Annotated in this window: 18 protein-coding genes; 9 read left to right on the top strand and 9 right to left on the bottom strand. The window is 70.1% G+C overall.

Annotated features, from left to right (window positions below; all coding sequences use genetic code 11):
• Positions 1–203 precede the first annotated feature (203 nt).
• Positions 204–1,079, bottom strand: a complete 876-nt coding sequence (gene prmC / locus PKD06_RS06690; RefSeq protein ID WP_324378854.1) for a peptide chain release factor N(5)-glutamine methyltransferase — start codon at positions 1,077–1,079, stop codon at positions 204–206.
• 243 nt (positions 1,080–1,322) lie between these two features.
• Between prmC and PKD06_RS06685 the strand changes: the two genes are divergently transcribed.
• Both PKD06_RS06685 and PKD06_RS06680 read left to right on the top strand, forming a co-directional pair.
• Complete coding sequence (locus PKD06_RS06685) at positions 1,323–2,771, top strand: homospermidine synthase (RefSeq protein WP_324378852.1); 1,449 nt, start codon at positions 1,323–1,325, stop codon at positions 2,769–2,771.
• A 33-nt stretch (positions 2,772–2,804) separates the two neighbouring features.
• Positions 2,805–3,377, top strand: a complete 573-nt coding sequence (locus PKD06_RS06680; protein ID WP_324378850.1) for a Uma2 family endonuclease — start codon at positions 2,805–2,807, stop codon at positions 3,375–3,377.
• Between the two features lie 15 nt (positions 3,378–3,392).
• Here PKD06_RS06680 and PKD06_RS06675 read toward each other — a convergent pair whose 3' ends face one another.
• From PKD06_RS06675 to PKD06_RS06640, 8 genes are all read right to left on the bottom strand, one after another.
• Positions 3,393–3,566, bottom strand: a complete 174-nt coding sequence (locus PKD06_RS06675; RefSeq protein ID WP_324378848.1) for a hypothetical protein — start codon at positions 3,564–3,566, stop codon at positions 3,393–3,395.
• 124 nt (positions 3,567–3,690) lie between these two features.
• Complete coding sequence (locus PKD06_RS06670) at positions 3,691–4,698, bottom strand: WD40 repeat domain-containing protein (RefSeq protein ID WP_324378846.1); 1,008 nt, start codon at positions 4,696–4,698, stop codon at positions 3,691–3,693.
• Between the two features lie 172 nt (positions 4,699–4,870).
• Entirely contained in the window at positions 4,871–5,830 is a 960-nt protein-coding gene (locus PKD06_RS06665; RefSeq protein WP_324378844.1) for a GTP-binding protein, read from the bottom strand.
• Between the two features lie 112 nt (positions 5,831–5,942).
• On the bottom strand, positions 5,943–6,881 hold the full coding sequence (locus PKD06_RS06660) for an SMP-30/gluconolactonase/LRE family protein (RefSeq protein ID WP_324378841.1): 939 nt from the start codon (positions 6,879–6,881) through the stop codon (positions 5,943–5,945).
• A gap of 31 nt (positions 6,882–6,912) precedes the next feature.
• Entirely contained in the window at positions 6,913–8,166 is a 1,254-nt protein-coding gene (gene glp / locus PKD06_RS06655; RefSeq protein ID WP_324378839.1) for a gephyrin-like molybdotransferase Glp, read from the bottom strand.
• A 46-nt stretch (positions 8,167–8,212) separates the two neighbouring features.
• Positions 8,213–8,677, bottom strand: a complete 465-nt coding sequence (gene ptsN, locus PKD06_RS06650; protein WP_324378837.1) for a PTS IIA-like nitrogen regulatory protein PtsN — start codon at positions 8,675–8,677, stop codon at positions 8,213–8,215.
• An 84-nt stretch (positions 8,678–8,761) separates the two neighbouring features.
• Positions 8,762–9,337, bottom strand: a complete 576-nt coding sequence (gene raiA, locus PKD06_RS06645) for a ribosome-associated translation inhibitor RaiA (RefSeq protein ID WP_324378835.1) — start codon at positions 9,335–9,337, stop codon at positions 8,762–8,764.
• Positions 9,338–9,411: 74 nt separating this feature from the next.
• Positions 9,412–10,236 (bottom strand): RNA methyltransferase, encoded by an 825-nt coding sequence (locus PKD06_RS06640; RefSeq protein WP_324378833.1) that lies wholly within the window; start codon positions 10,234–10,236, stop codon positions 9,412–9,414.
• A gap of 122 nt (positions 10,237–10,358) precedes the next feature.
• On the opposite strand from PKD06_RS06640, the gene otsB reads away from it, so the two are divergent.
• The 7 genes from otsB to treS all read left to right on the top strand — a co-directional run.
• Positions 10,359–11,108 carry a trehalose-phosphatase gene (gene otsB, locus PKD06_RS06635; protein WP_324378831.1) on the top strand — a complete coding sequence of 250 codons (750 nt, stop codon included), beginning with the start codon at positions 10,359–10,361 and terminating at the stop codon, positions 11,106–11,108.
• A 212-nt stretch (positions 11,109–11,320) separates the two neighbouring features.
• Complete coding sequence (locus tag PKD06_RS06630) at positions 11,321–12,847, top strand: trehalose-6-phosphate synthase (RefSeq protein ID WP_324378829.1); 1,527 nt, start codon at positions 11,321–11,323, stop codon at positions 12,845–12,847.
• A gap of 15 nt (positions 12,848–12,862) precedes the next feature.
• Positions 12,863–14,848, top strand: a complete 1,986-nt coding sequence (glgX, locus tag PKD06_RS06625) for a glycogen debranching protein GlgX (protein WP_324378827.1) — start codon at positions 12,863–12,865, stop codon at positions 14,846–14,848.
• An 86-nt stretch (positions 14,849–14,934) separates the two neighbouring features.
• Positions 14,935–17,010: a 4-alpha-glucanotransferase gene (malQ, locus tag PKD06_RS06620; protein ID WP_324378826.1), complete on the top strand. Its 2,076-nt coding sequence runs from the start codon at positions 14,935–14,937 to the stop codon at positions 17,008–17,010.
• Between the two features lie 30 nt (positions 17,011–17,040).
• Positions 17,041–20,355, top strand: a complete 3,315-nt coding sequence (locus PKD06_RS06615; protein ID WP_324378824.1) for a maltotransferase domain-containing protein — start codon at positions 17,041–17,043, stop codon at positions 20,353–20,355.
• 8 nt (positions 20,356–20,363) lie between these two features.
• Entirely contained in the window at positions 20,364–20,663 is a 300-nt protein-coding gene (locus PKD06_RS06610; RefSeq protein ID WP_324378822.1) for a hypothetical protein, read from the top strand.
• A 216-nt stretch (positions 20,664–20,879) separates the two neighbouring features.
• Positions 20,880–23,013, top strand: a 2,134-nt coding sequence (gene treS / locus PKD06_RS06605; RefSeq protein WP_324378820.1) for a maltose alpha-D-glucosyltransferase, incomplete at its 3' end; no start/stop codon positions are given.

The following is a 23,013-nucleotide window of genomic DNA, read 5'->3' as shown; positions in this document are numbered from 1 at the left end:
CCCGTCCGTGTCGGAATCGGACAGCCAAGCCGGACCTCGCGTCTCACGGCCTGACCGTAATCATTCCCCCAGGCGAACGTGGCTCCCGCCTCCATCCGCGTCAAGTTGGATCAATTGTCGTTGACGTTTCGCAAACTAGCCGCTCGCGGCTGCCGCAACAAGAGCTTTTTATGTCTCATCCCTCAGATGGGGCAAGAGTTTTCTCAAACAAGACGTGCTCGTGGCAGGAGAGTCACGGCGCGGGGATGGCCTGCGAGGTCTCGCCGCATCTCCGCCATGTCCAGCCCCGCGCCGGCGGCCAGTTCCGCCAGGTCCCCGGCCTGGTCGAAGCCGATCTCGAGAACGGCGCAGCCGCCGGGCGCCAGAAGGCGCGGCAGGGCGGCCAGGATGGCCCGGTAGGCGTCGAGCCCGTCCGCGCCGCCGTCGAGGGCGAGGCGCGGATCGTGATGCGCAACCTCGGGGGCAAGGCCGGCCAGGGCACCTGCCCGGATATAGGGCGGATTGGAGACGACGAGATCGAAGCGCGCCTCGACCGCCTCCGCCCAGTCGCCGCACAGGAAGGCGGCCCGTGCCCCGACGCCGTTCTCCGCGGCATTGGCGCGCGCCGCCGCCGCAGCGCCGGCGGAGCGATCGATGCCGAGCCCCCTCGCCCGCGGCAATTCGCTCAGGAGCGCGACGAGAAGACAGCCGCTGCCGGTGCCGAGATCGAGCAGCTGCGCGGGCGCATCCCGGTCGGCGATCCGCGCCAGGGCGGCCTCCACGACCGTCTCGGTATCCGGGCGCGGCTCCAGGGTCTGCGGCGAGAGGCGGAAGGGGAGGCCCCAGAATTCGCGCAGGCCGAGAATGCGCCCGACCGGCTCGCGGGCGAGGCGCCGCCGGACATGGTCGGCGAGCCGGGAGGCGGCGGAGGCGGCGACGATCTCCTCCCCCCGCGCCAGCAGGCCGGCCTGGTCCGTCCCGAAGGCATCCGCGGCGAGAAGACGCGCCTCCAGGGCGGCGCCGTCGAGCCCGGCCCGGCTCAGCGCCTCGCGCGCCTGCGCCAGGGCCTCGCGCCGAGAGATCCCGGAAGGCGCCGTCACAGGCCCGTCATCGCCGGGGCCGCAAGGAGGGGCCGGGGCGCGGCCGGGGGGCGAGTTAACCAAGCGTGAACCTTCATCTCGACTCTTTCCGGGATTTCCGGCTTTATATCTACGGTTACTGGATGCCTTCCGGCCGGCACGAGCCCTGCTCGCGCCGGCCTTTCTTTTGCCCTCCGGTTGACCCGGCGGACGCGGCCGACCAAGAACCCCTTTCCCCTTAACAAGCGAGGAGTGTCACCCGGAATGAGAGAACAGCGGAGGGAGTGGCCTTTGCACGGCCGGATCGACGGCCCGATCGTGATGATCGGGTTCGGCTCGATCGGCCGGGGAACCTTGCCCTTGATCGAGCGGCATTTCGACTACGACAAGAGCCGCCTCGTCGTCATCGACCCGTCCGACGCCGATCGCAGGCTACTGGACGAGCGCGGCATCCGCTTCGTTCATACCGGAGTGACACGGGACAATTACCGGGACCTTCTCACGCCGCTCCTGACGCAGGGCGGCGGCCGGGGCTTCTGCGTGAACCTCTCGGTCGATGTCTCCTCCCTCGCCGTCATGGAACTGTGCCGCGAAATCGGCGCGCTCTATGTCGACACCGTCATGGAGCCCTGGATCGGCTTCTATTTCGACAAGGAGGCCGGCCCCGAGGCGCGCACGAACTACGCCCTGCGCGAAACCCTGCTCGCGGCGCGGCGCCGGAACCCGGGCGGCACGACCGCCGTCAATTGCTGCGGGGCCAATCCCGGCATGGTGTCCTGGCTCGTCAAGCAGGCGCTGATGAACCTCAAGGCCGAGCTGAAGGTCGAGGGCCCCGAGCCCGCCGACCGGGCCGGCTGGGCCGCGCTGATGCGGAAGGTCGGCGTCAAGGGCATCCACATCGCCGAGCGCGATACGCAGCGCGCCAGGAAGCCGAAGCCCCGCCGGGTCTTCGTCAATACCTGGTCGGTCGAGGGATTCGTGTCCGAGGGACTTCAGCCGGCCGAACTCGGCTGGGGCACCTTCGAGCCCTGGATGCCGGCCAATGCGCGCGGCCATGAGACAGGCTGCGGAGCGGGGATCTTTCTCCTTCAGCCCGGCGCCGATACCCGCGTGCGCTCCTGGACGCCGACCGCGGGAGCGCAATACGCCTTCCTCGTCACCCACAACGAGTCGATCTCGATCGCCGATTACTTCACGGTGCGGGACGCCTCGGGCGAGGTCGCGTACCGCCCGACCTGCCACTACGCCTATCATCCCTGCGACGACGCCGTCCTGTCGCTGCACGAGATGTTCGGCCAGGCCGGCGAGCGCCAGCCCGCATGGCACATCCTCGACGAGAACGAGATCGTCGACGGCATCGACGAGCTGGGCGTGCTGCTCTATGGGCACGGAAGGAACGCCTATTGGTACGGCTCGCAGCTCTCGATCGAGGAGACGCGCCGCCTCGCGCCCTACCAGAACGCGACCGGCCTCCAGGTGACCTCGGCGGTGCTCGCGGGCATGGTCTGGGCGCTGGAAAATCCGAATGCCGGCATCGTCGAGGCCGACGAGATGGATTACCGCCGCTGCCTCGAAGTGCAGATGCCCTATCTCGGCCCCGTGATCGGCGCATATACCGACTGGACTCCTCTGACGGGCCGGCCGGGCCTCTTCCCGGAGGATATCGACCCGGACGAGCCCTGGGCGTTCAGGAACACCCTGGTGCGGGCTTAAAGGCCCCCGCCGCTCGTGCTAGGGTCCGGACCGATGTCCCAGGCCCTGGCCAAGCACCCGCGTATGTCGGTCGCGGAATTCGTCGAGATGATCCGGCCGTACCCGGACGAGGAGCGGTGGGAGCTGCTCGACGGCGAGCCGGTCCTGATGGCGCCCCAGAGCGAGCGGCATCAGGGCATCGTCGGGAATCTTTATGCGGCGCTCCGTGCCGCCGCGAAATCGCGCGGCTGCAAGGCCTTGCCCGGCCTCGGTCTCCTCAACGACGAGATCGACGATTACGCGTCCATCCCCGACATCGTGGTTCGCTGCGGGGCGCCTCTCGAGGGCGGTTATGCCCGGGACCCGGTCCTGCTCGCGGATGTCCTCTCGCCCTCGACCATGAGCAACGACCGCGGCCGCAAGCTGGATTTCTACAGGACGATCACGTCCCTGCGGACCATCCTGATCGTCTACCAGAGCGAGGCGCGCATCGAGGCGTGGCGGCGCGAGGGCGAGGACTGGCGCTGGATCGTCCTCAAGGACATGGAGGCCGCCCTCGCCCTGCCCGATCTCGGCGGCGAGCTGCGGCTGGCCGATGTCTACGAGGGGATCGGGCCACTCGCCTGAGGCTTCGCCCGGCCATCACGGCCGGACCTCGAATCCCGCCTCCGCGAGCGCGGCCCGGACCTCCGGCTCCGTCACCTCGGCCGCCGCCTTGGCCAGCTTCGCGGCCCGCGTCTTCAGGCCAGGAGCCATGACCAGCATCACCGTCTCGGTGCCCGGGCAGGCCGGATCGAGGCAGACGATCTCGCTCACGGCAACCTCCGTGCCCGGCCGAAGAACCAAAGCCGCAAGCGCGAGTCCCCTCACGCGCTCGGCGGCCTCGCGGTCCCTGGCCGGGAGCCCCGCCCGTCTGGCGAAGAGACCACGCAGCATCATCTCAGCCCGGCAGCGTCAGGATCCCGGCCTCGCCGTCCCGGCAGCCGAAGGCGAGCCGGCTTCCCGTCGGGTCCCAGGCGAGAGCCGCGATGCCGCTTCCAGGGATGGCGTGGCGCACGAGCAGCTCCGCCCCATCCTGGAACCGGACCAGCAGCACGCAGCCATCCTCGTAGCCGATCGCGAGCACGTTCACGTTGGGATGGAAAGCCACCTTCGTGACGCGCGCATGGCGAAGCCCGCATTCGCGCGGCGCCTTGCCCATCGGCCCCTCCTTCGAATCGAAGGGCCAGACGATGGCGGCATCCGAACCGGAGGTGGCGAGCCAAGCCCCTCCGAAGGACCAGGCGAGCGAGCGCGGCTTTGCCGTATAGCCGGACATGCGCATATGCCCGCGATCGGGCGCAAGGCGCCAGCCGTGCAGCGCGTTCTCCTGCATGGAGGTCACGACGAAGCGCCCGTCGGGCGACCATGTCACGTCGAGATGCGAGCCCTTCCAGTCGAGGAGGTCGGGGCTCGCCTCGAGATTCGGATACCAGAGCGAGACGCCGTTGTAATGCGCGACGGCGAGCCGGTAGCCTTTCGGGGCGAAGGCGAGGCCGCGCGCGGTCGAGGGCGCCTCGAAGCTCTTCACGCGCCCCTTGTCGTCGACCGCCCTCACCTTCCGGCCGGCTGCGAAGGCGAAGGCGCCGGAGGCGTGGAGGGCGAGCGCGTCGATCCAGGCCCCGCCCGATTCGGCGAGGGTCGCGGTGGTTCCATCCGGCCCGGTCGCCGCCACCCGGCCGTCGTCGCCCCCGGTGAGGAGGCGCTTGCCGTCGCAGGCCGATATGAGAATCGCGGCGTCGGGATGAGCGACGACGCGACGGGTCTCGCCCCCCTTTGCCAGCAGCACGCCGCCATCGGCGAGGGCGAAGGCCGCCGTCTCGCGCAGCCAGCCGAGCCCGGTGACCTCGGCGCCCGCGGCGAGGGGTGTGACGGCCTCGGTGAGAGAGGGAAGCGAAGCGGTCTTCATCGCACCACCCTCCCCTTCCCCCCTTGTGGGGGAAGTCGAGTCGCGCGCCAGGGCGACCGGAAGGGGAGTGACACGCGGAAAGCGGGGAGTGTCCTCCCCCCTCCCGGGCGGCGCTTCGCGCCTGCTCGGCCTCCCCCACAAGGGGGGAGGGGGGCGTCGTGCGACCCGGCCATCACGCCGCGCACGCCTTGAACCCGTCCTCGTAGGCTTTGCGATCGAGGTCGCGGCCGATGAAGACGACGCGGCTCTCGCGCTTCTCGTCCTTGCGCCATTCGCGCTGCAGGTCGCCGTCCAGGATCATGTGCACCCCCTGGAAGACGAAGCGCCTCGGCTCCTGCGGAAAGGCCACGATGCCCTTGCAGCGCAGGATGCTCGGCCCCTCGCGCTGCGTCAGATCGGAAATCCAGGGCATGAACTTGTCCGGGTCGACCTCCCCGCCGCGAAAGGAGAACGAGACCATGTGGTCGTCGTGGTGATGGTGATGGCCCTCCTCCAAGAAATCGGGCTCGACCTCCATGATGCGGTCGAGGTCGAAAGCCTTGCGGTCGAGCACGTCGGCGATCGGGATGTCGCAATTCACGGTCCGGTGAATCCGCGCCTGCGGGTTGATGGCGCGGATGCGCTTCTCGACCTCGTCCAGTTCCCCGGGCGTGACGAGATCGGCCTTGTTGAGCAGGATCACGTCCGCGAAGGCGATCTGGTTCTTGGCCTCGGGCGCGTCCCGGAGGCGCTCGGTCAGCCATTTGGCGTCAGCGACCGTGACGACGGCATCGAGCCGGGCGCGCTCGGCCACGTCCTCGTCGACGAAGAAGGTCTGGGCGACGGGGGCGGGGTCGGCGAGGCCGGTCGTCTCGACGATGATGGCGTCGAACTTGCCGCGCCGCTTCATCAGCCCCTCGATGATGCGGATGAGGTCGCCGCGCACGGTGCAGCAGATGCAGCCGTTGTTCATCTCGAAGACCTCCTCGTCCGCGCCGACGACGAGGTCGTTGTCGATGCCGATCTCGCCGAACTCGTTGACGATGACGGCGTATTTCCTACCGTGCTGCTCGGTCAGGATGCGGTTGAGGAGGGTGGTCTTGCCGGCCCCGAGATAGCCGGTCAGCACGGTGACGGGGATTTTCTCAGCCATGGATCGATCCGGTGAGGCGCGGCCTCGGCCGCAACAATGTTGCCCTCATATCGCGCCCCGAAGGCCGGATGGGAAGTCCGGCGCCCGCATGCCTCTCCCCGCGAGCGGCAAGCTATCCCCCCGCGACGCCCTGCGTGTTCACATAGAGGGCGTAGACCGACTGGCTCGCCGCCATGAAGAGGCGGTTGCGCATGACGCCGCCGAAGCACAGATTCGCGCAGCGCTCGGGGAGCGCGATGCGGCCGATGGCGCGGCCCTCGGGATTGAAGACCATCACCCCGTCCAGCTCCACGCGTCCCATGCCCCAGCCGCACCAGAGATTGCCGTCGATATCGACGCGGAACCCGTCCGGCGTGCCGTCCGGCCCGGCATCGACCACCACGCGCCAGCTGCCGAGCCGCGTGCCGCCGACGACGTCATAGGCGAGGATCAGGCGGTGAGGCTCGGCGCGGGAGGCGACGACGTAGAGAAGGCTTTCGTCGGGCGAGAAGGCGAGCCCGTTCGGGCCGGGGATGTCGTCGGCGAGACAGGCCAGCTCTCCCGCCGCCGGATCGAGGCGGTAGAGGGCAGCCGGCACCTCCGAGGGCGCCTTGCGGCCTTCGTAATGGCCGAGAATGCCGAAGAGCGGGTCGGTGAACCAGATCGAGCCGTCGGATTTCACCACCACGTCGTTGGGCGAGTTCAGCCGGCGGCCCTCGAAACGGTCCGCCAGCACCGTGATCGAGCCGTCATGCTCGGTCCGGCCGAGATAGCGGGCGTGATGGCAGGTGACGAGCCGGCCCTGGCGGTCGCGCGTATTGCCGTTCGCCCAGTCGGAGGGCTTGCGGAAGACGGAAACGGCCCCCGTCTCCTCGTCCCAGCGCAGCATGCGGTTGTTGGGGATGTCGCTCCAGACGAGCTGGCGCATGTCGCCGAACCAGACCGGGCCCTCGGCCCAGCGGCAGCCCGTGGCGATTCGCTCCACCGCCGCGAGCGGCAGGCGGTAGCGCTCGAAGCTCGCATCGAGGCTCCGCACGGCGGGGTCGGGATAGGAGGCCGCGGGCTGCCACATCGGTCGATTCCTCGGTCGTGCCCGCAGGACGTCAGGGCGATTGCAGGGCGAGGTGGGAGAAGAAGCGCAGCCGGCTTCCCGGCACGACCTCGGCCAGATCCTCGGGCAGCTCTGCGAGGCCGTCGCTGCCGGTCAGCGAGGAGAGAAGGGCGCTGCCCTCCCGCGGGAACTTGACCAGCTCCGCCTCCCCGTCCGCTCCCTCGCACAGGCTGACGCGCAGATATTCGCGCCGGCCGGCCTTGCGGCGATGGGCGAAAGCCGCCCGGACCAGCAGCGAGGGCGGCTTCTGCCACGTCGCCCCGCCGAGCCGCGCGAGGAGCGGCGCCGCGACGAAGGCATAGGTGACATAGGCGGCGACCGGATTGCCGGGCAGGCCCATGACCGGCGTGCCGCCGATCAGCCCCATCGCGACCGGCCGGCCCGGCTTGAGGGCGAGGCGCCAGAAGGCCAGCTCTCCCTCGCGGGCAAGGGCGGCCGCGACATGGTCCTCGTCGCCGGCCGAGACGCCGCCGGAGGTCACGACGAGATCGGCCTCCCCGCAGGCTTCGACGAGGCGGCGCCCGACGAGCCCGGCCGAATCGCGCAGGATGCCGCCGTCGCGCAGATCCGCCCCCGCCCGCCGCAGGAGGGCGGCGAGGAGCGGGCGATTCGAATCGTAGACCCGGCCGGGCGCGAGGGCGGCGCCGGGCTCGGCCAGTTCGTTGCCGGTCGAGAAGAGCGCGACGCGCAGAGGCCGCCGCACGGCGATGCGCTCGTGCCCGGTCGCCGCGGCCAGGGCCAGATGCTGCGGCCGCAGCCGCGTTCCGGCCCGGACGATCACCTCGCCCGCCTCCGCATCCTCGCCCGCGCGGCGGCGATGGGCGCCGGGCGCGGCACCCGGCGGGAGCGCGACCTGGTCCCCGTCCCGGCGGACGCTCTCCTGCATGAAGACCGTGTCCAGGCCCGGCGGCAGGGGCGCGCCGGTGAAGATGCGGACGGCCCGGCCGGCCATGGCGCCGGGCCCCGGCGCATCGCCCGCGGCGATTCGTCCGGCGAGGGGGAGCCAGGTCTCGCCCACGCCGAGATCGGCATGGCGGACGGCATAGCCGTCCACCGCCGCATTGTCGTGGGGCGGCAGCCGGATGGCCGCCGTGACGTCCTCAGCCGCGATGCGGCCGTCCGCCGCGGCGAGCGGGACGGTCTCGATGCCCGCGGCCACCGGCACGCGCGCCTTGATCAGCGCCGCTGCCGCCTCGAGGGACAGGGAGCCGCCGGTCGCGAGGCATTCATCCGTGAGCCGGGCCATGGCCGATCAAGACCATATTCGCCCGCCGCGGCCAACCGCGCGAGGCTCAGGCGGCCTGAGGCGTCTGGTCCTGGGTCAGGACGGCGTAGAGGGCGCTGGCGTCGCGCGCGGCGCGGATGCGCTCGTGGATTCCGGGCTCGCGCATCATGCGGGCGATTCGCGCGAGCGCCTTGAGGTGATCCGCGCCCGCCCCCTCGGGCGCGAGCAGCAGGAAGAGCATGTCTACCGGCTCGCCGTCGATCGCGTCGAAATCGATCGGGCGCTCGAGCCGGGCGAAAAGGCCGAACAGCCTGTCGAGCTTGGGCAGCTTGCCGTGCGGAATGGCGATTCCCTCGCCGATCCCGGTCGAGCCGAGTCGCTCGCGCTGGAGAAGCGTGTCGAAGATCTCCCGCTCGTCGCGTCCGACGAGGCGGGAGGCCTGGCTCGCAAGGTCGTGGAGCGCCTGCTTCTTGGAGCCGGCCCTGAGGGACGGCGCGATCGCCTCGGGCGACAGGAAATCGAGCTGTGGCATCGGTCTCTTTACAGAACCTGTCTCGAAAGGCGTCTTCGACGCATCCCGAAACAGGCTCGTGGCCAATCGTGGCCGGTTCGTGTCTCAGCTATCGGTCGACGGCGGGTCGACCCACCCGATGGATCCATCGTTGCGGCGATATACGACGTTCACCCGGCCATTGCCAGCATGCCGGAACACGACGACCGGAGAGCCCGACAGGTCGAGTTCCAGCACCGCCTCGCTCACCGAGAGCTTGTTCAGCGGCCGGGTCGTCTCCGCGATCACGATGGGATGGTATTCGGGCTCCTCCACGGCCTCGTCGGGCGCGCTGAGGATCGCATAGGCGCTCTCGATCGCCGCGTTGCTGGGGCTCGGGGTCTCGCTGAGCCGGTCCTTGATGCGCCGCTTGTGGCGCCGCATCCGCTTCTCGATCCGCAGGGCGGACTGGTCGAAGCTCGCATAGGCGTCGTTCGCGAGCCCCGCCGATTCGAGGCGCATGCCCGAGCCGAGATTGACCACGCAATCGGTCCGAAAGCCGGAACCGTCGCGCGAGACCACCACCTGGCCCGAGCCGCGCCCCTCGGCATATTTCACGATGGCTGCCGCGACCCGCTCCTCGACCTGAGCGCGAAGGCTGTCGCCGATGTCGAGGTTCTTCCCGGAAACCCTGACCGTCATCACGCTTCCACCCGTCCTTTTCCACGCGCCACCGAAGCACGCCGGACTAAGGTGGGTCCGCAAGCCCCTGCGCGTCAATGAGGTTCCATCCCGCGCGACGTCGCGGCGGCGTGAAGCGCGATCCCGGCGGCGGTGGCGACGTTCAGCGAATCGAAGCCGGGCGCCATCTCGATCCGCACGGAGCGCAGGCGCGCGATCAGCGGGGGCGGCAGGCCGGCGCCCTCCGCGCCCACGAGCAGCGCGGTCCGGGGCGGCCAGGCGACCTCGCCGAGCCGCGCCGAGCCCGCCGGGCTGAGGGCGAAGGGCGTGTAGCCGGCGCGCAGAAGAAGATCGACCAGCCCCTCCGCCGCGCCGCCTCGTGCGAAAGGCACCGTGAGCGCGGCCCCGACCGAGACCCGGATCGCCTTGCGGTAGAGCGGGTCGCAGCTTGCCCCGTCGAGCAGGACGGCATCCGCGCCGAAGGCCGCCGCGTTGCGGAACGCGCCGCCGACATTGTCGTGATTGGCGAGGCCGATCAGCCCGAGGACGAGCGAGGGGCCGCGAGCGGGTAGCAGCGCGCCCGGCTCGGGCGGGGGCGGGCGCTCGCCGAGCGCGAGGACGCCGCGATGAATCGGAAAGCCGGCGATGCGCTCCAGGACCCCGGGGGGCGCGACATGGACGGGCGCCCCGCGGGCCCCGTCGGGCAGGAGGCTGGCCAGGGGCCCGACGCGGTTCTCCGCGATCAGGATGGAGAGCGGCCGGAAGCGCGAGCGCTCCGAGAGCAGGAGCCGCAGCACGACCTCGCCCTCGGCCACGAAGGCGCCGGGACGCCCCCCGGCGCGGGTCGCGAGATCGCGCTCGCGCAGGGAGCGGAAGGGAGCGACGCGCGGATCGTCGGGATCGGCGACGGGAATCAGCATGGGACGGACCCGCGGGCGGGCATTCCCAGATGGAGCGCAGGCGTTAGCATGGGCGGGCGAATCAGGACGGCGGAGGGAGGGGACGGAATGCGGCACGAAGGCCCAGCCAGGATAGCCCGCGCGTGAGCCAGCCCCCCGATCCCCGCTTCGCGCTGTTCCTGGATTTCGACGGCACGCTCGTGGACATCGCCGAGCGGCCGGACGCCATCGAGGTGGAGCCCGACCTGCCCGCGCTCCTCTCCGACCTCGCCGCGAGCCTCGGGGGAGCGCTCGCCATCGTCTCGGGGCGCACGGTCGCCGATATCGACGGGTTCCTGCGGGCCGGGGACCTCGACATCTGCGGCATGCACGGGCTCGAGCGCCGGGTCGCGGGGCGGTTCTCCCGCCCCCCGGGGCTCGCCGGGATCGCGCCCCAGGTCGCCGCGCTCCGCCGCGCCTTCGCCGACCGGCCGGGCGTGCTCGTCGAGGACAAGGAGGTGGGGGTCGCGCTGCATTGGCGGATGGCGCCGCAGGCCGAGGCGGAGGCCATGGCCGCGATGGCGGATCTCGCCCGCGAGCTGGGTCCCGGCTACCGCATCCAGGACGGCAAGGCGGTGCGCGAGATCGTCCCGGCCGCCTCGGGAAAGGGAGGCGCGATCGGCGACCTCATGGAGCAGCCGCCCTATCGCGGGCGCTCGCCCGTCTTCGCGGGGGACGACCACACGGACGAGCACGGCTTCGAGGCCGTCAACGCCCTCGGCGGGCTCTCGATCAAGCTCGGGCCGGGACCCACGGCAGCGACGCGCCGGCTCGAGGACGCCGTCGCCTTCCGCCGCTGGCTGAGGCTCTGGGCGGCCGGGCGGGCGGCGCTCGCCGACCTCCCCGCGGCGTGAGAGATCGTCCGGACATCCGGCGGCGGATATCCACAGGTCCTCGGGCCGTCCGCCAGGAGACGAAAGGCCGTTCCGCCGCGCCTCGGGCCGCCTCGGCAGGAACCATCATCTGCCGTTCAGGTTAGTCCTGCAAATCTCGCGAAGGTGCATCCAGTATGGTGCTCGGGGCATCCGAGGCGGGCCTTCCGCCTCTCGGTCAGGATGATGCAGGCATGATTGTCTCGATGATGCCCAAGGCTCCGATCCTGTCCCGGGATACGTTCCCGGGATTCCTGTCGAAAAGCTCGCTGCGGGCCACGGACGGGCCGAGCGGGGGACCGCGGCTGATCGTGGTCTCGAACCGGGTCTCGGTTCCGAATCCGCGCGGCGGCGGGGGAGCGGGCGGCCTCGCGGTGGCTCTCGAAGCGGCTTTGCGCGCGAGCGGCGGGATCTGGTTCGGCTGGTCGGGCGAGGCCCGCGCCGCCATCGACGCCGATTCGCTCCACATGCAGCAATCCGGGCCCGTCACCTTCGCCACGACCGACCTGACGCGGCGCGACGTCGACGACTACTATCTCGGCTTCTCGAACCGGGCGCTGTGGCCCGTCTGCCATTACCGCCTCGATCTCGCCCGCTTCTCCGATCGCGAGACCCAGGCCTATTTCCGGGTCAACGATCTCTTCGCCCGCAAGCTCGCCGGGCTCGTCCAGCCGACAGATCTCATCTGGGTGCATGACTACCACCTCATCCCGCTCGGCGCGGCCCTGCGCGGGCGCGGCCTCGGCAACCGGATCGGCTTCTTCCTGCACATCCCCTGGCCGCCGCCGGAGGTGATCAGCGCCCTGCCGCGCTACCGCCGCCTGCTGGAGGGGCTGCTCGCCTATGACGTCGTGGGGTTCCAGACCGAGCGCGACGCCTCCCATTTCCAGCGCTGCGTTCTGGAGGAGGGTCTCGCGACCTCCTCGGGCGAGGGCCTTCTGACGGTCGGCGAGCGCCAGGTCCAGGTCGCCGCGTTCCCGATCGGGATCGACACGGCCGGCATCGCGGCCGCGGCCGAGAAGTCGGTCGGGCTTGCGTCCACCAAGCGCATGCTGGCCAGCATCGAGGGCAAGCGCCTCCTCATCGGGGTCGACCGCCTCGACTATTCCAAGGGCTTGCGGGAGCGCATCCGGTCCTTCGTCGCCTATCTGACGACGCACCAGGAGGAGCGCGGGCGGGTCAGCTATCTCCAGATCACCCCGAAATCACGCTCCGAGGTGCCGGAATATGCCGAATTGGAGCGCGATGTCGCGACCCAGGTCGGCGAGGCCAACGGCGCCTACGGCGATTTCGACTGGACGCCCATCCGCTACGTCAACCAGAGCGTCCCGCACGCGACGCTGATGGGGCTCTACCGCATGGCGGATGTCGGGCTCGTCACGCCGCTGCGCGACGGCATGAACCTCGTCGCCAAGGAATATGTGGCCTCCCAGGATCCCGAGAATCCGGGCGTGCTCGTTCTGTCCCGCTATGCCGGCGCCGCCTTCGAGCTGGAACAGGGGGCCCTCCTGGTCAATCCCTACGATTCCATGGCGACGGCGGGGGCGATCGACCAGGCGCTGCGCATGTCGCGCGGCGAGAGGCGGGATCGCTGGCAGGAGATGATGCGCGTCCTCGAGGGCCACACGGTCAATGACTGGTGGCAGAGCTTCCTCGGCGCGCTCCGGGCCACCGACCCGATGGCGGCTCCATCGAGCGGAAATCTCGGCGCGACGGGCTGAGGCGCGACCCGGATCTTGATCGCCGAGGCAGGCGCCCCGGCGCCGCTCGGCGCCGTCTTCGACGGCTCGGGCGTCAATTTCGCGCTCTTCTCGGCCCATGCGACGGCGGTGGATCTGTGCCTCTTCGATCCCGAGGGGCGGGAGACGCGCTGCCGCCTCCCGTCGCGGACGGGGAATGTCTGGCACGGCCGCCTCGCAGGCCTCCTGCCCGGACAAGCCTATCTCTTCCGCGTCCACGGTCCCTGGCGGCCCGAAAAGGGCCACCGCTTCGATCCCGAGCGGCCGCTCCTCGATCCCTATGCGAAGCTGCTCTCGGGGCCCTACCGGCCCGGGCCTCCCCTCGCGGGGGCCTTCCCTCCCCCCGATGCCCTGCCGCGCGGGATCGTGGCCGCCCCGCCGGACCCGCCATGCCATGACCGTCCCTGCCGGCCCTGGCGCGAGACGGTCATCTACGAAGCCCATGTCCGGGGCCTGACGCGCCTTCACCCGCAGGTCCCGCCTGCCCTGCGCGGGACCTATGCGGCGCTCGGCCATCCGGCCGTGATCGAGCATCTCCTGCGCCTCGGCGTCACGGCTTTGGAGCTGCTGCCGATCCAGGCCATCGCCGACGAGCCCGCGCTCCTCGCGCGCGGCCTCGTCAATTACTGGGGCTATTCCACCCTCAATTACTTCGCGCCCGAGCCGCGCTATTTCGGGCCGCTCGGCCCGGTCGGGCTGAAACAGGCCGTGCGGGCGCTGCACGGCGCCGGCATCGAGGTGATCCTCGACATCGTCCTGAACCACACCGCGGAGGGCGGCGAGGACGGTCCCGTCCTCTCCTTCCGGGGCATCGACAATGCCAGCTACTATAAGAGCCGGCCCGGGGAGCCCGGACGGCTCCTCGACGTCACGGGCTGCGGCAACAGCCTCGATCTCGGCCATCCGGCAGTGCGGCGCCTTGCCATCGACGCGCTGCGCCACTGGGCCGAGGAATACGGCGTCGACGGCTTCCGCTTCGACCTCGCCCCCGCCCTGGCGCGCGACGTCGATGACTTCGATCCGCATTCGGCCTTCTTCGCCGCCATCGAGGCCGACCCCGCCCTGAGCGGGCTCAAGCTGATCGCCGAGCCCTGGGATCTCGGCCGGGACGGCTATCGCCTCGGCGGCTTCCCGACCGGCTGGGGGGAATGGAACGACCGCGCGCGCGACGCCCTGCGAGCCTTCTGGCGGGGCGACGGCCGGGTGCCGGACCTCGCCGAGGCGCTCGCGGGCTCGCCGCGGACCTTCCCGGCAGCGGGCCGCTCGGCGCAATCCTCGATCAACTATGTCTCTTCGCATGACGGCTTCACGCTGCGCGATCTCGTCAGCCATGCGCGCCGGCACAATTTCGCCAACGGGGAGGGCAACCGCGACGGGCATCCTCACGAGCTGTCGCAGAATTTCGGCCACGAGGGCGCGACCTCCGACCCGGCCGTCCTGGCTCTCCGCGCCCGCACCGCGCGCAACCTCCTGGCGAGCCTGGTCCTGGCCCGGGGCGTGCCGATGCTGCTCGCGGGCGACGAAGTCTCGCGGAGCCAGGGCGGCAACAACAACGCCTATGCCCAGGACAACCGCACGAGCTGGATCGACTGGGAGAAAGGACCGGCCCTGGATCCCAGCCTGCCGGATTTCGTGGCCGGGCTCCTGCGACTGCGGCGCGAATGCCTCCTCGCCGGCTGGGAGACCGGCATCCGCTGGCTCGCGCCGGAGGGCCGCGAGATGGGGCCGGAAGACTGGCAGGATGCCGATCGGCGCTGCCTCGGGATGCGGATCGGCGAGGGGCCGGGCGCCGTCCGCCTTCTCGTCCTGATGCAGGCGGGCGAGGAAGAGATCGCTTTCCGCCTTCCGCCTGAAGGACCCTGGCGCCTCGTCCTCGATACTGGCGAGCCGGAGGGCGAGCCCGCGGCGCCGAGGGAGCCGGAAGCAGGCGGAACCTTCCTTCTCCAACCCCGTTCGCTGGTTCTGTTTCTGAACCGGGATTGACGATCGCCGCATGCGCCGTCGCGAGGCTTTTTTGAGAATCCGGGCTACCGATCGGGAAGCTGTGTGCCCCCTCCAAGGACCGCCGCGTGAGCGATGACTCCTTCGAGAGGCTCGCGAACCTCGTCGGGATCGAGGCCCGCTATTGCGATGCGTTCGGCCGGGAGGTCGCGGCCGGGCGCGCTCGGGGCGGCGACATCCTCGCCCGCCTCGGCTTCCCGTGCGGCTCGGAGACGGAAATCTCGGAGAGCTTTGCGCGGGCAAGCGATCTGCGCGGCACCCTCCTGCCGCGCGTGATCGTGACCCGCGCGGGAGAACCGCAAAGCCTCGCCCTCGCCGGGACGGCTTCCTGGGGCCTCGCCGAAGAGGGCGGCCGGCGGCACGAGGGCCGGGCGAAGGACGGCCTGCTGGAGCTTCCCGCCCTGCCGGCCGGCTATCACCGGCTGGAGGCGCGGGCGGGTAGCGCATCGGCCACGGCGACGGTGCTCGCCGCCCCGCCCCGCTGCCGGGAGCCGGACTGGATGCGCGAGGGACGGCGCGGCTGGGGGGTGTCGGCCCAGGTCTATGCCCTTCGCTCCGAGGGCAATTTCGGCATCGGCAGCTATGGAGACGTCCGGGAAGCGGCGAAGGGCGCTGCGGCCCGCGGCGCCTCCTTCCTCGGCCTGTCGCCGCTCCACGCCCTGTTCGCGGCCGACCGGACGAAAGTTTCGCCTTATTCCCCCTCCTCGCGCCTCTTCCTCGAGCCCCTGCATATCGATCCGGCGGCGCTTCCCCGGATCGCCGGCAGCGAGGCCGGGCGCCTCCTCGGCGAAAGCGGGCGCGCAGCCCACCTCGCGGCGCTCAGGGCGCGGCCGCTCGTCGATCACGCCGTGATCTGGGCCCTGCTCGCCCCCGTCCTCGAAGCCTCTTTCGTCGAGCACCGGCAGGCCTTCGCGCCCGCCCTCGATTCGTTCCGGGCCGAAGGCGGTGCGGCGCTGGAGAACCACGCCCTGTTCGAGGCCCTGTCGGAGCATTTCGCGCAGGAGGGGCGACGCTGGCTCGGGGAATGGCCGGAGGCGTTCCGGCGCCGCGAGCCGGGGGCGCTCGCGGCCTTCGCGACCGCGGACCCTGAGCGAATCGCCTTCCATGCCTGGCTCCAGCAGGTTGCGGATCGTCAGCTTCGCGAGGCGCAGGACGCGGCGCTGGGGGCGGGAATGGCCATCGGCCTCTATCGCGATCTCGCCGTCGGCCCGGACCGGGGCGGCTCGGAAGTCTGGGGCGCGCCCGGCCTTTTCGGCGAGGGACTGTCGATCGGCGCGCCGCCCGACCTCCTCGCCCCGCAGGGGCAGGATTGGGGCCTGCCCCCGCTTCATCCGCTGCGGCTGGAAGCGGACGGCCTGGACGCCTTCCGCGCCCTGGTCCGCGCCAATCTGCGCCATGCGGGGGCGCTCCGGATCGACCATGCCTTCCAGTTGCGGCGGCTCTATCTCATTCCCGAGGGAAAAGGCGCAGAGGCCGGCGCCTATGTCGCCTATCCCTTCGCCGCGATGCTGGCCGTGCTGCGCATCGAGAGCCACCGCGCCCGCGCCCTCATCGTGGCGGAAGACCTCGGCACGGCGCCGGACGGCTTCGCGGAGGCGATCGCGGCCTGCGGCATCCTCGGCCACCGCGTCCTCTTCTTCGAGCGCGAGGCGGAAGGGGGCTTCAAGCGGCCGGCGGCCTATCCGCGTGAATCCATGGCGGTGCTCGCCACTCATGACCTGCCGACCTTCGCCGGCTGGTGGAGGGGACGCGATATCGGCCTGCGCGAGGATCTCGGCCTCTCCAGCCCCGAGCGGGCCGGCGAGGAGCGCGCCGGGCGGGCGGGGGACAAGAGCCGGCTCTGCGAGGCGCTCGCCGCTGAACATCTCCTCCCGGCGACCGAACCGCCGGAGACGGCGCCGCGCGAGGCGGCCTTGCGCTATCTTGCCCGGACGCCCTCGGCGCTCTGCGCCGTCCAGTACGAGGACGTCCTCGGCCAGAGCGAGCAGGTGAATCTTCCCGGCACGGTCGCGGAGCATCCGAACTGGCGCCGCAGGCTCGCGGCCGATCTCGAGGCGATCCACGGCCCCGGCGGCCCCCTCGCCACGGTCGCGCGGGCGATGGAAAGCGAGGGCCGCGGCCTTGCGCTTTCCCTGCGCCGGTGATCCGCTGGCGAAAAGGACGAGGGAACGCTCTTGGGCGAGATCGGGACCGACGAGACGATCCAGGCGGACGCGGCGAGGACCGGCCCCCGGATCTACAACCTGTTCCCGCTCCTGGTCGGCCCGGTTTCGGCCTGGTCGCGCGAATTGCCGCGCATCGCCGCGATGGGCTTCGACTGGGTCCAGGTGAATCCCTTCCACGAGAGCGGCTTCTCGGGCAGCCTCTACGCCATCAAGGACCCCGAGACGCTCGACCCGCGCCTCTCGGATGGCGGCGATCCCGACGAGGCGATCGCCGCTTTCGCGGCGGAGGCGGGCCGGCACGGCCTGAAGGTGATGGCGGATCTCGTCGTCAACCATCTCTCGAAGGATTCGCTCCTGGCACAGAGCCGGCCCGACCTGTTCCTGCGCAATCCGTGGGGAGAGCTGGAGAGCCCCTTCGCGACCGACCCCGACGATCCCGGCAAGCGGACAATCTGGGGCGACCTCGCCGAGCTGGACTGGCGAAGCGAGGACGCGCGCTCCTTCCTGCTCGGCTATTGGGACCGCTACATCGCCCGCATGCAGGGGCTTGGCGTCGCGGGCTTCCGGTGCGACGCCGCCTACAAGGTGCCGCCGGATGTCTGGCGCGCGCTGATCGGCGGGGCGAGGGCGCGCGACGCCTGCCTCTTCGCGGCGGAAACGCTCGGCTGCTCGGAGGCCGAGACGGAGGCCACCGCAAAAGCCGGCTTCGACTATCTCTTCAACTCCTTCGCCTGGTGGGACCTCCGGAAGCCCTGGGCCATGGACGCCTACGAGAAGACACGCCTTCTCGCGCCCTCCATCGCCTTCCCCGAGAACCACGACATGGGGCGCCTCGCCGCCGCGTTCCCGGCCGGGGATCGCGAGCGCATCGCCCGCGCCCTCGTTTTTCGCTACGCGCTGGCCGCCTTCTTCTCCTCCGGCGTCCTGATGCCGATCGGCTATGAATGGGGCTACCGGCGCAAGCTCCACGTCGCCGAAACCACGCCGGGAGACCGCGAGGAGACCGGGATCGACATCTCGAACCGCATCGGCGCCCTCAACCGTCTCAAGGCCGCGATCCCCGCCGCCAATGTCGAGGGCGCGGCGCATGTTCTCTCCGCGCCCGACGCGCCCTGTCTGGCGCTGCTGCGCCTGGAAGGGGGACATCCCGTCGCGGCGCGCTCGGCGCTTCTGATTCTTGCCAATCCGGGAGAGGAAGAGATCATCGTCGAGACCGGCCCTCTCCTGACCCGCGCGGGCGGCGTCTTCGGCCCCTTCCTGGAGCGCAGTCCCGGCGCCGCCCCGGCGCCGCTCGGGCCGGGAGCAACGGCGCTCCGCCCGGGCGAGGTGCGGATTTTCACCGCCGGGCGCGCAGAGAGCGGCAAGGCCGCCTCCGGCCTTGAGCCGGACGGCGAAGGCCGGGTCGTCATCGAATCCGTCTGGCCGGAGCTGGATGGCGGCCGCACGCCGGTCAAGCGCCTCGCCGGCGACGTGGTCGAGGTCTGGGCCGACATCTTCTCCGACGGCCACGACAGAATCGCGGCCGAGATCCTCTATCGCCCGGCCGACGAGGAGACGTGGCGCCGCGCGCCGATGCTGCCCGTCGACAACGACCGCTGGCGCGGCTCCTTTCCGCTCGAGCGCAACGCCCGCTACGTCTTCACGATCGAGGGCTGGCGCGATCCCTGGGCTTCCTGGCTGCACGAGATCGAGGCGAAGATGGCGGCCGGGCGCGACATCCGCCTGGAAACGATCGAGGGCGCGCACATCGCCGAGCGGGCCGCGCGGGACGGCGACGAGGAGGGGCTGCGGGAGCTTGCCGCGCGGCTCGCACGCGCGGAGGCGGGCTCGGCGGCGCAGCTCGATCTTCTCCTCGACGAGGCGAATCGCGCCCTGATCGTCCGCCATGCCGAGCGGCAGAACGCCTCGCGTTATCGCGAACTCCACGTGGTCGCCGACCGTCTCGCCGCGCGATTCTCTGCGTGGTACGAACTGTTCCCGCGCTCGATGAGCCACGATGCCTCGCGCCACGGGACCTTCGACGACGTCGCCGCCATGTTGCCCCATGTGCGGGATCTCGGCTTCGACGTGCTCTATTTCCCGCCCATCCACCCGGTCGGGCACACGAACAGGAAGGGCCGCAACAACGCTCTCACGGCGGAGCCGGGCGATGTCGGCTCGGTCTATGCCATCGGGGACGAGACCGGCGGCCACGAAGCGGTTCATGCGGATCTCGGCGGCCTCGAGGCGTTTCGCCGCCTCGTCGCGGCGGCGCATGACCACGGGCTCGAGATCGCGCTCGATTTCGCGATCCAATGCTCGCCCGACCACCCCTGGATCAGGCAGCACCCGGACTGGTTCGACACCCGGCCGGACGGCAGCCTGAAATATGCCGAGAACCCGCCCAAGACCTATGAGGACATCTACAACGTCTCCTTCTACGGCGCGGCGAAGCCGGGCCTCTGGCACGCCCTGCGCGACGTCGTCCTTCTCTGGTGTCGCGAGGGCGTGCGCATCTTCCGCGTCGACAACCCGCACACCAAGCCCCTCCCCTTCTGGGAATGGCTGATCGCGGAGGTGGGCGCGCGATATCCGGACGCGATCTTCCTGGCCGAAGCCTTCACGCGGCCGAAGATGATGAGGAAGCTCGCCAAGATCGGCTTCCAGCAGAGCTATACGTATTTCACCTGGCGCGACACCAAGAACGAGCTGACGGAGTACATGAACGAGCTGGCCCACGGCGAGATGGGCGAATATTACCGGCCTAACTTCTTCACCAACACACCGGACATCAACCCGATCTATCTCCAGACGAGCGGGCGGGCCGGCTTCGTCGTGCGCGCCACGCTGGCCGCGACTTTGTCTTCGGCCTGGGGCATCTATAACGGCTTCGAATTGTGCGAGGCGGCGCTCTTCCGCAAGGAGGAATATCTCGATTCGGAGAAATACCAGATCCGCGTCTGGGATTACGACCGGCCGGGCCACATCCGCGCGCATGTCGCGCGGCTCAACCGGATCAGGCGCGAGAACCCGGCGCTCTGGGACTTCCGCAACATCCGCTTCCTGAACGCCTGGAACGACAGCGTCGTCTCCTACCTGCGCATGACGCCAGCCAAGGACAACGCTCTGCTGATCCTCGTCAATCTCGATCCGCATCACCGGCAGGAATGCAGCTACGAGGTGCCGCTTTGGGAATTCGGCCTGCCGGATGACGGCGCGCTCGTGGTCGAGGACCTGCTCGGCTTCGGGCGCTTCGAGCTGCGCGGCAAGACGCATCGCATCGCGCTCGATCCGGCCGAGCGCTCCTGCGTGATCTGGCGGCTCGTTCCGCCAGGCCGGGAATGAGGCTTCCCATGACCCGCAGCTTACCGGCCGCTCTCCTGGCCCTCCTGCTCATCGTCGTCCCTGCGCGCGCCCTCGAGCCGGACGGCCTCTCCTTCGAGCGCGCGATCCCGATCGTGGCGGAAAACTCGGTGGAGGGCGTGCCGAAGGAATACGAGTATCTGCGCCGGCATTATCCCGGCTGGCGCCGGACCATGCAGGCGCTGCTGCGCCACGAGGGGCGCACCTACGACCGCCTCACCATCGTCTCGCCGGCCAGGGAGACGAAGGATATCTATTTCGACATCACCAGCTTCTTCGGGAAGATGTGAGGTGACGGTGAGACGAACGACATTGCGGGGTGCCCCCCCTTCCGGGCGGCGCTTCGCGCCTGCTCGACTTCCCCCACAAGGGGGGAAGGGTGGGCCGCAGCGTATCCCGCGCGCCCCTTCCCCCCTTGTGGGGGAAGTCGAGTCGCGCGCCAGCGCGACCGGAAGGGGGGTCCCCCCCGCACGGCCCCTCCCGCTCACCCCCACCGGCGCAGATGCATGACCGACCGCACCGACACGCAATGGTATCGCGACGCCCTGATCTATCAGGTCCATGTCAAGTCGTTCTTCGACGCCGACAATGACGGCATCGGGGACTTCGTCGGCCTGACCCAGAAGCTGGACTATATCCGCGATCTCGGAATCACCGCGATCTGGGTGATGCCGTTCTATCCCTCGCCGCTGCGCGACGACGGCTACGACATCCAGGATTATCTCGACATCAACCCGTCCTATGGCACGATGGCGGATTTCAAGGCGTTCATCGACGCCGCCCATGCGCGCGGCATCCGGGTGATCACCGAACTCGTCATCAACCACACCTCGGACCAGCATCCCTGGTTCCAGGCCGCGCGCCGGGCGCCGAAAGGCTCGCCGGAGCGGAACTTCTACGTCTGGTCGGATACCGACCAGATCTATGCGCAGACGCGCATCATCTTCCTGGACACCGAGCCCTCCAACTGGACCTGGGACCCGGTGGCCGGCCAGTATTTCTGGCACCGCTTCTACGCGCACCAGCCCGATCTCAATTTCGACAACCCGGCCGTCCTCGAATCGGTGATCGAGACCATGTATTACTGGCTCGACATGGGCGTGGACGGGCTGCGGCTCGACGCCATCCCCTATCTCGTCGAGCGGGAGGGAACCAACTGCGAGAACCTGCCCGAGACGCATACGGTCATCAAGAAGATCAGGGCCGCGCTCGACGCGCGCTATCCCGACCGGATGCTTCTCGCCGAGGCCAACCAGTGGCCGGAGGAGACCGCGCCCTATTTCGGAGACGGCGACGAATGCCACCTCTCCTTCCACTTCCCGCTGATGCCGCGCATGTACATGGCGCTGGCGCAGGAGGACCGGCACCCGGTCACCGACATCATGCGCCAGACGCCCGAGATCCCGGAGGGATGCCAATGGGCGATCTTCCTGCGCAACCATGACGAGCTGACGCTCGAAATGGTGACGGACAAGGAGCGCGACTATCTCTGGTCCTTCTACGCGGCGGACCGGCGGGCACGGATCAATCTCGGCATCCGCCGCCGCCTCCCCCCGCCCCTCGAAAACGACCGCCGCAAGATCGAGCTTCTGAATTCGCTCCTGCTCTCCATGCCCGGCACCCCCGTCATGTATTACGGCGACGAGATCGGGATGGGCGACAACATCTATCTCGGCGACCGCGACGGCGTGCGCACGCCGATGCAATGGTCGCCCGACCGCAACGGCGGCTTCTCCCGCTGCGACCCGGCCCGCCTCTACCTGCCGACCATCCAGGACCCGATCTTCGGCTTCGACGCGGTCAACGTCGAAAGCCAGGCGCGCAGCCCCGCCTCGCTCTACAACTGGATGCGGCGGATGATCGGCCTGCGGCGCTCCACCCCGGCCTTCGGGCGGGGAACCCAGCGCTTCCTCTATCCGGCCAACCGCAAGGTCCTCGCCTATCTGCGCGAGCACGGGAGCGAGATCGTGCTCTGCGTCGCCAACGTCTCGCGCGCGCCGCAGGCGGTGGAACTCGACCTTTCCGAATTCACAGGCCTCACTCCCATGGAGATGACGGGCGGGACGGCCTTCCCGCCCGTCGGCGAATGGCCCTATCTCCTGACGCTCCCGGCCTATGGCTTCTACTGGTTCCAGCTCTCGCGGATCGACGGGCGGGACGCGCGCTTCGGGCCGCCTGCGCCGATGGAGCTGTTCACGCTCGTCCTGACCAACGGCCTCGCCTCCCTGCTGGAAGGGCGCGAGCGCGAGGCGCTGGAGCGGACGATCCTGCCTCCCTATGTGCTCACGCGGCGCTGGTTCGGCGCCAAGGACGACCGCATCCAGTCGATCCGGCTCGTCGATTACGCGGTGATGGAGGATCCCGCCGGGCGCGAGAGCTTCCTCCTGCCCGCCTTCCGCATCGAGATGAAATCGGGCTCGATCCAGCATTACTCGATGCCGCTCGCCTTCGAGGAGGGCGAGAGCGAGGCTTTCCTGCCCTATGCGGTCGCGCGGGTGCGCCAGGGACGCAAGACGGGCCTCGCCTTCGGCGCGGCTTCCTCCGCCGATTTCACGCTCGCCGTGCTCGCGGCCCTTGGAGAAGAGCGGGACCTGCCAACCGTGGCGGGCGGGCTCCCCGGCTGCCGCGCCCCCCCCGGTT

The organism is Enterovirga sp. (assembly GCF_035325185.1).
Taxonomy (GTDB): Bacteria; Pseudomonadota; Alphaproteobacteria; order Rhizobiales; family Beijerinckiaceae; genus Enterovirga.
This window is presented reverse-complemented; position numbering and strand designations above follow the sequence as displayed.

Coding starts and splice junctions, on each gene's coding strand:
- glp (WP_324378839.1), bottom strand. CDS start 8,166: ATGGCCCGGCTCACGGATGAATGCCTCGCGACCGGCGGCTCCCTGTCC.
- ptsN (WP_324378837.1), bottom strand. CDS start 8,677: ATGCCACAGCTCGATTTCCTGTCGCCCGAGGCGATCGCGCCGTCCCTC.
- PKD06_RS06665 (WP_324378844.1), bottom strand. CDS start 5,830: ATGGCTGAGAAAATCCCCGTCACCGTGCTGACCGGCTATCTCGGGGCC.
- PKD06_RS06640 (WP_324378833.1), bottom strand. CDS start 10,236: ATGCTGATTCCCGTCGCCGATCCCGACGATCCGCGCGTCGCTCCCTTC.
- PKD06_RS06610 (WP_324378822.1), top strand. CDS start 20,364: ATGACCCGCAGCTTACCGGCCGCTCTCCTGGCCCTCCTGCTCATCGTC.
- PKD06_RS06680 (WP_324378850.1), top strand. CDS start 2,805: ATGTCCCAGGCCCTGGCCAAGCACCCGCGTATGTCGGTCGCGGAATTC.
- PKD06_RS06660 (WP_324378841.1), bottom strand. CDS start 6,881: ATGTGGCAGCCCGCGGCCTCCTATCCCGACCCCGCCGTGCGGAGCCTC.
- PKD06_RS06670 (WP_324378846.1), bottom strand. CDS start 4,698: ATGAAGACCGCTTCGCTTCCCTCTCTCACCGAGGCCGTCACACCCCTC.
- PKD06_RS06630 (WP_324378829.1), top strand. CDS start 11,321: ATGATTGTCTCGATGATGCCCAAGGCTCCGATCCTGTCCCGGGATACG.
- PKD06_RS06685 (WP_324378852.1), top strand. CDS start 1,323: ATGAGAGAACAGCGGAGGGAGTGGCCTTTGCACGGCCGGATCGACGGC.
- raiA (WP_324378835.1), bottom strand. CDS start 9,337: ATGACGGTCAGGGTTTCCGGGAAGAACCTCGACATCGGCGACAGCCTT.